8 protein-coding genes and 1 pseudogene are annotated in these 5,919 nt (G+C 57.9%); 5 read left to right on the top strand and 4 right to left on the bottom strand.

All coding sequences use genetic code 11. The features are described from left to right. Window positions 1–988, bottom strand: a 988-nt coding sequence (gene mobQ, locus QMG56_RS22915; RefSeq protein ID WP_281825193.1) for a MobQ family relaxase, incomplete at its 3' end; no start/stop codon positions are given. Between the two features lie 194 nt (window positions 989–1,182). Here mobQ and QMG56_RS22910 point away from each other — a divergent pair. Together QMG56_RS22910 and QMG56_RS22905 are read left to right on the top strand one after the other, a co-directional pair. After that, window positions 1,183–1,458, top strand: a complete 276-nt coding sequence (locus tag QMG56_RS22910) for a mobilization protein (protein ID WP_087576036.1) — start codon at window positions 1,183–1,185, stop codon at window positions 1,456–1,458. Next, window positions 1,451–1,894: a hypothetical protein gene (locus tag QMG56_RS22905; protein WP_037467948.1), complete on the top strand. Its 444-nt coding sequence runs from the start codon at window positions 1,451–1,453 to the stop codon at window positions 1,892–1,894. The genes QMG56_RS22910 and QMG56_RS22905 overlap by 8 nt, the downstream gene beginning before the upstream one ends. A gap of 1 nt (window position 1,895) precedes the next feature. Here QMG56_RS22905 and QMG56_RS22900 read toward each other — a convergent pair whose 3' ends face one another. Beyond that, window positions 1,896–2,261, bottom strand: a complete 366-nt coding sequence (locus tag QMG56_RS22900) for a type II toxin-antitoxin system HigA family antitoxin (RefSeq protein WP_088181640.1) — start codon at window positions 2,259–2,261, stop codon at window positions 1,896–1,898. 11 nt (window positions 2,262–2,272) lie between these two features. After that, window positions 2,273–2,575: a type II toxin-antitoxin system HigB family toxin gene (locus tag QMG56_RS22895; protein ID WP_281825186.1), complete on the bottom strand. Its 303-nt coding sequence runs from the start codon at window positions 2,573–2,575 to the stop codon at window positions 2,273–2,275. Between the two features lie 597 nt (window positions 2,576–3,172). Here QMG56_RS22895 and QMG56_RS22890 point away from each other — a divergent pair. From QMG56_RS22890 to QMG56_RS22880, 3 genes are all read left to right on the top strand, one after another. After that, complete coding sequence (locus QMG56_RS22890; RefSeq protein ID WP_062793240.1) at window positions 3,173–3,817, top strand: helix-turn-helix domain-containing protein; 645 nt, start codon at window positions 3,173–3,175, stop codon at window positions 3,815–3,817. A 35-nt stretch (window positions 3,818–3,852) separates the two neighbouring features. After that, window positions 3,853–4,254 carry a hypothetical protein gene (locus tag QMG56_RS22885; RefSeq protein ID WP_281825183.1) on the top strand — a complete coding sequence of 134 codons (402 nt, stop codon included), beginning with the start codon at window positions 3,853–3,855 and terminating at the stop codon, window positions 4,252–4,254. A gap of 127 nt (window positions 4,255–4,381) precedes the next feature. Continuing rightward, window positions 4,382–5,509 carry a hypothetical protein gene (locus QMG56_RS22880; protein ID WP_281825181.1) on the top strand — a complete coding sequence of 376 codons (1,128 nt, stop codon included), beginning with the start codon at window positions 4,382–4,384 and terminating at the stop codon, window positions 5,507–5,509. 56 nt (window positions 5,510–5,565) lie between these two features. On the opposite strand, the pseudogene QMG56_RS22875 reads toward QMG56_RS22880, so the two are convergent. Continuing rightward, window positions 5,566–5,919: pseudogene (locus QMG56_RS22875) on the bottom strand (conjugal transfer protein TraA); the annotation flags it as partial.

Raw genomic sequence — 5,919 nt, 5'->3', positions numbered from 1 at the left:
TCCCGGCAATGGTCCTGAACTTCTCCGCCACTTTCTCACGGTCCTGCACCTGCTGGCGTTCCTGTGCCTGCTCACGGGTGCGCTCGGCGACAAGCCGCTCCTGACGCTGGGCCTCGGCTGCATCGCGCCGATCGCGATCGACCGCGCCGCTCAAGGTGGCCGCGAACGCATGCAGCCTGCCCGATATCCGCTGCCCTGCATCGCGCAGCCACTCGGTCCCCCGCTCTATATACTGGCGCAGGCCCCGCTGCTCGATGACGCCGGCGTTGTGCTGGCCCACCATCGTTACTGGCTCATAGGCCCGCCCCTCCCGCATGGCCTGATGCTCGGCACGGCGTTCCATCGCCGTCGCGCTCGGCCCCATATGCACGGTCGCCTCCTGCTCGATGCCGCGCCGCTGGTGGCTGCGATGGTCCACCCGCTCCGGGACGTTCGCCCGTTCCAGCGCCGCATTCTGCATCTCGGCCCACCGGCCACGCCAGCGCTCGACCTCCCCGCTCGTCTTCTGGTCCAGTTCGCGGGTCTTCGCGCCCAGCCCTTCTGGGCCGATCCGCCGCGTCGTCGTCAGCAGATGGGCGTGGTGGTTGCGATGGTCGCCCTCGCGACCTGGTGCGTGGATCGCCACGTCCACCGCCACCCCATGCCGCTTGCTGATCTCCCGTGCGAGGCCCAGCGCAAGCTCGCGCCGCGCTTCGGCCGACAACTCGGCGGGCAGCGCGATTTCATATTCGCGGGCGACGGTCGAGTTCTTGCGCGTCTCTGCCTGTTCGGCGGCGTTCCAGAGCACGGCCCGGTCACTGGCCCACGCCGGGGCGTCGGCGGGCACGACAAGGGCGTTATGTTCGACGCCCTGCTTGCGGGTGTAATCATGGACGAGGCCGGTGCGCTCGTCCGTGATTTCGACACCCGCACGATAGGCTGCCGCTGCCGTCGCGCTGCGACCGGCGGAACGGCCTATCGTTTTTACCGCAAGATGGAAGCTCGCCATCGCCGCGCCCTTACCTTGCCATGCGGGAGCATGGCGCGGGCGACAGCCCGCTGGGGTTCAGGGGTATCCCCTGACGCACGCAAACGCAAGTTTGCATAAGTGCGCCCTTCCTCTCTTTTGCTCGGTCGGGCCCTTCCTCTCTTTTGCTCGGTCGGGTCCGGTGCTATCAGTATCGCATAGCGAAAGGATTGACCATGGCTGCTCCAACGCCAGAGGCTATCGAAACTGCCCGTCGCAAGGTCCAGCAGGCCAAGGCCCGATTGCAGGCATTGGAAGCCCGCGCCGCTACCCTGAACCGCAAGGCCGATGCCCGCCGCAAGATCATCCTCGGCGGTCTGCTCCTCGATGCCGCCATGAAAGACCCCGCATGGGAATCCCACCTCAATGACCTGATGAGCCGGATCAGCCGCGATCAGGACCGGAAGGCGTTCGAGGGCTGGACCTTCAAGGGTGGCCCCGCCGATGCCTGATCCCTTCGACCCTGCCGAGTTTGATGCTCCCCCTCCCTCCGATCCCGGCGCAGACTATCGCACCCTGCTCGACGCCATGCGCAAGGCCGGGGCCGAAGGGGTCGCCCAGCAGGTCGCCGCACTGGCCCAGAAGATCGAGCAGGACGCCCACCAGCGCGCCGAATGGACCGCACAGGCAGGCGTGGGGGTCAATGCCCTCCACCGAGCCGCTGGGGAGCTTCAGCGGGTCAGCGCAGGGGTCTGGTGGGATCGCCTGAAGGAATGGATCACCGCCGCCCTCATCGGGCTGGGACTGATCTTCGCCGCGGCCCTCGCCTATCGCTGGGCGCAGGAACCCAAGATCGAGCGCCAGCTATACGGATGCACCGCCAAATGGGACGCCAAAGCCCAGACGTGCAAAGGAAAGTGGGTGCCCCTCTACGAGCAGCAGCCCTGATTTAGCGCGATAATTGATATTCGCGGACAAGGATCGATGCGGGAACATGCCATGCCCGTTCGATTTTGCGGATCATGTGGAGGGTCAGCCCCCGCTTGCGAGCGAGAACCTCGGTCGCGCGCGATTGCCCGATCAGGGACGCCAGGTCGGCACGGGTGCGCCCTTCCGCCTCCATGGCCGCTTCAATCGCTTCCACCGGGTCCAGCTTGTCGACCGGCCACCGCTTCCGCTCATATTCATCGACCAGGGTTGCCAGCACATCGAGACGATCCTCGTCCGCGCTGCCCGCTTCCGCGCTCCAGAGAACGCGGATTTCATCGACCGCCGCCCGATGGTCGTCATCGTTCCTGATAGGTCTGATATCCATTTGCCTGTCCTTCAAAACTGATCGACGGTCACGGCGTCAATGCGGTCATATTCAGCATGTGTCCCAATAAACTTTATGAAAGCGATCCCTCGCCGGAAATGGAACGCAACGATCATTCTATGATCGCCGCCCGCCACTTCAAATCTAACCCGTTCCGCCGTCACCGTTTTTGCTTTTGAAAAATCGGCCATGACTTCGATTGTCGAAGACCAGTCCGCATTTTCTGCAACCTCTAGCCAATGTGTCAATGACGCACGGGTCAGGGGATGCGTCGCAAAATAGGCTACGATGTTTTTGCGGGCGATGATCCTCATGAGCAGGCTATGCCATTTCCCAATATGGGAAACAATCCCTTAATTCCCATTGGAAGCTGTAGAAACTGGCATCAGCCCGGTTTCCCTTCTGGTGCCGTCAGGGCACGCCAAGCCCTTGGATCGCACAGACCTGCCCCCAACCGCTCCCCTGCGCTCTACGAGCCGGAAATCGCCTCCTACACCCCCTGATAGCCAATTGGGACCTTGCAGCATTGCGCAACGTGGAAGGGGTAGGATTCCTATCCGAGTACGCCCAACGCGTGCCGCGACTAGCGGCACTCACTGTTCACTTTTTGTTCTGCTCTAAAGGGGTTGCTTCGCTAGCGCTTAAGTCCGCGCTTGCACCCCCTTTAGATTACATAGAAGGGACGGAAAAAACACATAGCCAAATCAACGAGTTAGCAGGGGGGGGTGCGTCACCAGCTATGACGCACCCCTGCGTCACCAGCTATGACGCACCCCTGCGTCATCCTTGGCAATCTATTTACACTCTTTGTCCAATTTATTGACTTGAAATGAGTCGAATAAACCGCCATCCGTGTCAAATTATTGGACAAGGATGGCGCACCCCTGCGCCATCTGCGGAGGGTTTTGAAAATGTCCGAGTTGGTGAAGCGACAACCACCAGGCCACTGGGTTCAAACAGAGCGGGCAGCCCATGAAGCATGGGCTAGTCTGATCGAGAAAGCCCCTAAAGCTGCCCAGCTAATGCACATCCTAACCGCACGAGTTGGTGAGCATAATGCTGTTGTCGTAAGTCAAAAGACCTTGGCAGCATTGATGAAATGCAGCCGTCGCACAGTTCAACGCGCCGTGGATGTTTTAGCCGAGGATCGTTGGATAGAGATACGTCAGATTGGGGAAAATGGCACCGTAAATGCCCACATCATCAATGATCGGGTAGCATGGTCGGGTAAGCGTGATGGCCTGCGCTACTCGCTGTTCAGTGCTGCGGTCATCATATCGGAAGCGGAACAACCTGACTTTGAGGAACTGGGCCAACAGGCGCCGCTCCGTCGTTTGCCATCATTGTTCCGAGATGAGCGCCAATTACCAAGCGGCCCCGGCACTCCCCCGCCAGCGCAGCCATTCCTTGACGGTATGGAACCAGACTTGCCTGCCACCCAACAGCCGGAACCTGACCCAGCGATGCAGGAGGAACTCTCCCAACTAGTCACGGGCCTAGGTAACAAACTCCGTGCATCCGATACATCGCCCGATGATGATGCAACCGGTATATAGATACTATACAGGACAACTTAACAGCGAGTGACACTATGAGTATCACCCTAAGAGAAGCGTCGGAAAAGGTCGGTGTCACCCGCCAAACGCTCATGAAAGCAATCAAGACAGGCCGAGTTTCTGGCCAAAAGTCAGATAATGGCGAGTGGCGGATTGAGCCTGTCGAACTGTTCCGCGTATGGCCCCCTGTAAATGAGGTGCAGCAACCTTTACAGCCCGATATAACAGGTAGTGACACCCCCGGTTTACAGGCTGAAAACAGGCTGTTGCGTGAGCAGGTTGCGGAACTGCGTGAAGAACGGAACGCTTGGCGAGAACAGGCGCAACGGCTTACCCTGACCGATCAGCGCGCTGCCCCTCAACCTATTCCACAGCGCGGTTTCTGGTCGCGCCTGTTCAGCCGCCAGGGCGACAGCCCTAGCGGCGATGAGGCATGAGAGGTTCGATCTGATTTAGGCTCCGCGAGGAGATTGAAGATGACGACCTGTACTGACTGACGGACGAACAGATGGCTCAGCTTGGCCGGTCAATGATTTTGCACTACTCAGATAGCAGGGGGTCCGCATGAGTTGGATAAAACGGATACTTGGCGGCTCAAAATCTCGCGGCCCCGATCCAAAAAATGCCGTCTTCGCAAAGCTTGATCGATTTCTCATCAGCGACGCAGAGCAAAACCATTTAATGCCCGATAGTATCAGGCTTAGAATGGAACGCGGAGAATTATGCGATATGATCCAAGGTGCCGAAGGAGAGTTTGGCCGGTCCTTCAAAAATCCAATACCAGTAAACGGCCCAATCGGAGAGGTATTATATCTATCGTCACTCGCGTCTAATAACGGCAATTTCATATTTGCGCATCGGCTCGGTGCAATTGACGATATTGACGTGTTTGAGATCGTAACTGCCGATGGCGAGCAGTGGGATATCCTTTTCCTTGACTTGTATCATCCCCGCAAATCGAATCTCTTGCCCAAGGGCTATAAGTTCCGTGAGAAATTGTTTTCTCCGATTATTACTGCGACCAATAGAACTGTACCGGTGTTTCCTGATCAAATGCGGGAAGCGATTACAGAATGGTCCAAATCAATCCTTGGAATCCCTTTAGCCTCGAAGGAAATTCGCCTAGCATTGGCCGAAAGACAATTCAGCCGTCCAGAAGACTTCAAGGAGTTGATTGATTTCTTGCCTATCGATGGCCGTTTGCCGAATGTGCCTGACCAACGGATCATATTGGCAAATCAGCATGTTACATCACAGGTCGCAACAATAGATGCCGTCCTCAATAATAAGATCGGTTGCGGCGTAGGAGACCCTGTGGAGTCTGCTTACTTCGCGCTTGCCTCTCTGACCTATCTGTATCTCAGATATGGACCAAAAGATCGTAATACCGATTTTGCGGACCGTTTTCAAAAATATGTGCTTGCAGACTTGGTCGGCCAGAATGTGAATCTTGATCGATCGATAGCCCGCTATCGAAATCGATACCTAGAATATCGCAATCTAATGGATGCCATGTTCCCTGATGGCGGCGGCTTTTCCAATCATGAGATGATTACTGTGATGTTGCACGCCACGGAAGCGATATCTGGCGTTTCAGCTCGCCCTTATATGTTGAAGGTTACGGAGCTTTCGGTTGTACTGGCAGCGTTATTTCAGGATTCTATCGAATTTGCGAAAGGCAATCTGAAGTGAGCAGCTGCTAGCAGCTATCGGTGAAAATCATTCCAGCACAGGTTGAGCACCACCCTTTATAAGCTCATCCCCCGATCACGTTGCAGGACCAGCTCGCGCTCATGGAGCAACTGGCCCACCGCGCGCGCCATCTGGGGTTCGCGCTGGATCCGCTCGATGTAGAGATCCTTGGTGTGCTGGTTCGCTCCGTTATAGGCATCCACCGCCTTGCGGAGCGCCTCCGGGGTCGCCTTCCAGTCGCTATTATGGTCGCCATAGCCATGGCCGCCCGCCTCGCGCTTCCCGGCAATGGTCCTGAACTTCTCCGCCACTTTCTCACGGTCCTGCACCTGCTGGCGTTCCTGTGCCTGCTCACGGGTGCGCTCGGCGACAAGCCGCTCCTGACGCTGGGCCTCGGCTGCATCGCGCCG

It is taken from the genome of Sphingobium sp. BS19 (assembly GCF_027925545.1).
In the GTDB taxonomy this organism is placed as follows: Bacteria; Pseudomonadota; Alphaproteobacteria; order Sphingomonadales; family Sphingomonadaceae; genus Sphingobium.
This window is presented reverse-complemented; position numbering and strand designations above follow the sequence as displayed.

What these genes read in the sequence shown, in the direction of transcription:
- QMG56_RS22910 (WP_087576036.1), top strand. Translation starts at nt 1,183, where the DNA reads ATGGCTGCTCCAACGCCAGAGGCTATCGAAACTGCCCGTCGCAAGGTC.
- QMG56_RS22900 (WP_088181640.1), bottom strand. Translation starts at nt 2,261, where the DNA reads ATGGATATCAGACCTATCAGGAACGATGACGACCATCGGGCGGCGGTC.
- QMG56_RS22880 (WP_281825181.1), top strand. Translation starts at nt 4,382, where the DNA reads ATGAGTTGGATAAAACGGATACTTGGCGGCTCAAAATCTCGCGGCCCC.
- QMG56_RS22895 (WP_281825186.1), bottom strand. Translation starts at nt 2,575, where the DNA reads ATGAGGATCATCGCCCGCAAAAACATCGTAGCCTATTTTGCGACGCAT.
- QMG56_RS22890 (WP_062793240.1), top strand. Translation starts at nt 3,173, where the DNA reads ATGTCCGAGTTGGTGAAGCGACAACCACCAGGCCACTGGGTTCAAACA.
- QMG56_RS22885 (WP_281825183.1), top strand. Translation starts at nt 3,853, where the DNA reads ATGAGTATCACCCTAAGAGAAGCGTCGGAAAAGGTCGGTGTCACCCGC.
- QMG56_RS22905 (WP_037467948.1), top strand. Translation starts at nt 1,451, where the DNA reads ATGCCTGATCCCTTCGACCCTGCCGAGTTTGATGCTCCCCCTCCCTCC.